The sequence below is a fragment of the Alteromonas sp. 07-89-2 genome (assembly GCF_013113925.1).
Classification (GTDB): Bacteria; Pseudomonadota; Gammaproteobacteria; order Enterobacterales; family Alteromonadaceae; genus Alteromonas; species Alteromonas macleodii.
Map to the genome: position 1 here is coordinate 1 of NZ_VTYM01000061.1, position 2,591 is coordinate 2,591.

Here is a 2,591-nt window from a genome sequence, read left to right on the forward strand (position 1 = left end):
TAGTTAAATCAACGTATAACGTGTTCATAGCTTTTACAGCAGTCTCACTACTCGGTTTAACTTTAGGAATAGAAGCGCATTCTCATGAACAACAACGTGAACACAGATTTCTCTTTTACTATTAACAGCGTTCAGTTTAATGAAGATTATCGCCCTTCAGACAACACACGCATCACCACCAACTTCGCCAATTTAGCTCGTGGTCAACGCCGCAAAGAAAATTTGCGCGATGCACTAAGCATGATAAACAACCGCTTTAATGCACTGGCTAGCTGGGATAATGAAAGTGGCGATCGCTATGCCGTCGAACTTGAAATTGTGTCGGTAGATATCGACGTTGAGGGTAACGGCAACACATTCCCAACTATCGAAATCTTACAAACCAATATCATTGACAAAAAAACGGGCAAGCGTACCCAAGGTATTGTGGGAAATAACTTCTCGTCTTATGTTCGCGATTATGACTTTAGCGTTCGCCTCTCTAATCACAATCGCGGCCAGTCTTCGTTCAGTGTCCCTACCGATTTTGGTGATCTGCACGGAAAGTTGTTTAAGTATTTCGTTAATTCAGAAGCCTATAAAGCACATTTTTCAAAACTGCCGGTCATTTGTTTAAGCGTTTCCGACAATAAAACCTACCGTCGAACAGAAAATCAGCACCCCGTTTTAGGTGTTGAATATCAGCCTAATGAATCATCACTAACTGAACAGTATTTCAAGAAGATGGGCTTAAACGTGCGCTACTTCATGCCACCAAACAGTGCTGCTCCTTTTGCATTTTATTTCTTTGGTGATTTGTTGAACGACTACACCAATTTGGAGCTTATCAGCACTATTGCCACGATGGAGACCTTCCAAAAAATTTATCGCCCTGAGATTTATAACGCTAACGCCCAGGCAGGTTTAAGCTACAAACCAAACTTGAAAAATAGCGATCACTCAGTGACTCGCATTGTTTATGACCGTGAAGAGCGGACTCATCTAGCCGTTGAACAAGGCAAGTTCGTAGAAGAGAACTTTATAAAGCCTTATCAACACAAGTTAGCGCAATTCACAGCAAGCTACGCTTGTTAAGTTCATTTAGATACTTGCGATATTCAAACCGCACATGTTGCGACTACAAAACTATGATAAGGGCAGCACGTTCTGCCCTTCGCGCATCCATACAAATTATCGATTAGAAGAAAGCGAATCACATGAAAAAACTACTCCCCACTTCAATTGCAGGCAGTCTTCCAAAACCATCGTGGCTTGCACAGCCTGAAACCCTGTGGTCGCCTTGGAAGCTAGAAGATGAAGCATTAGAGGAAGGCAAAAAAGACGCGCTTCGCGTTACGCTTCAGGAACAAACTCTATCAGGCATCGATATTGTGTGTGACGGTGAGCAAACCCGTCAGCATTTTGTAACTACCTTTATTGAGCACCTAGACGGTGTTGATTTTGAAAACCGTAAAACCGTACGTATTCGCAATCGCTACGACGCTAGCGTACCTGTCGTTACCCAAGCTGTTACACGGCCAAAATCAGTGTTCGTTGAAGACGCAAAGTTCTTAAGGAGCCAAACCGATCAGCCCATAAAATGGGCGTTACCTGGCCCTATGACGATGGTTGATACGCTGTACGACGACCATTATAAAAGTCGCGAAAAGCTTGCGTGGGAGTTTGCCAAAATACTAAACCAAGAGGCAAAGGAGCTTGAGGCTGCTGGTGTAGACATTATCCAGTTTGATGAACCTTCGTTTAACGTATTTTTCGATGAAGTCAATGAATGGGGTATTGCCGCATTAGAAAGAGCCATTGAAGGGCTTAAATGCGAAACTGCGGTACACATTTGCTACGGATATGGCATCAAAGCGAATACCGACTGGAAGAAGACATTGGGCTCTGAGTGGCGACAATATGAGGAGAGCTTTCCTAAGCTAGCAAAATCCAATATTGATATGGTTTCTCTGGAGTGCCATAACTCTCATGTACCAATTGAGCTAATCTCGCTTCTTAAAGGCAAAAAAGTGATGGTGGGCGCTATTGATGTTGCAACTGACACAATAGAGACACCAGAAGAAGTAGCAGCTACATTACGTGAAGCATTAAAGTACGTGGATGCCGACAAACTCTACCCTTGTACAAACTGTGGTATGGCCCCTCTTTCTCGACAGGTTGCTCGAGGCAAGCTTGAGGCGCTCAGCGCTGGCGCTGAAATAGTAAGGCAGGAATTAGCTCAGAAGCTCAGTGCTTAATACGCCTCAAAACTTTTGTTAAGCAAGAGCATTTTGAAAGCGCACTAAAGCCCACATCAACGTGGGCTTTTTTATTTCTAGCGGTTAAAAAGAGTATCAGCGTTATTCTCATCTTTTCGACCTTATTTAAGGTTAACTCCCCCACATTATTTATAGTTTCCACAGAATCAAGGATAATTAAAAACATCATAAAGAAATAAGAGAGAAAATATAACACATAGAGAAGTAACGAATATTTAACTTATGAGCAACATTAGTAATTACCTGATTTAAAACAGCGACAAAACAACTATTATTCACGTTAAAAAAGAAACTTTAATATACACGGTTTAAATTCTGTCTCTTATACACATC

Annotated in this window: 2 protein-coding genes; both read left to right on the forward strand. The window is 42.0% G+C overall.

Annotated elements, in window-relative coordinates; genetic code table 11:
• The first annotated feature begins 96 nt into the window (after positions 1–96).
• A complete protein-coding gene (locus tag F0261_RS19660; protein ID WP_171338726.1) occupies positions 97–1,074 on the forward strand; it encodes a putative oxygenase MesX in 978 nt (325 codons plus the stop codon).
• Between the two features lie 122 nt (positions 1,075–1,196).
• Entirely contained in the window at positions 1,197–2,237 is a 1,041-nt protein-coding gene (locus F0261_RS19665) for a methionine synthase (RefSeq protein WP_171338725.1), read from the forward strand.
• Positions 2,238–2,591 lie beyond the last annotated feature (354 nt).

What these genes read in the sequence shown, in the direction of transcription:
- F0261_RS19665 (WP_171338725.1), top strand. Translation starts at nt 1,197, where the DNA reads ATGAAAAAACTACTCCCCACTTCAATTGCAGGCAGTCTTCCAAAACCA.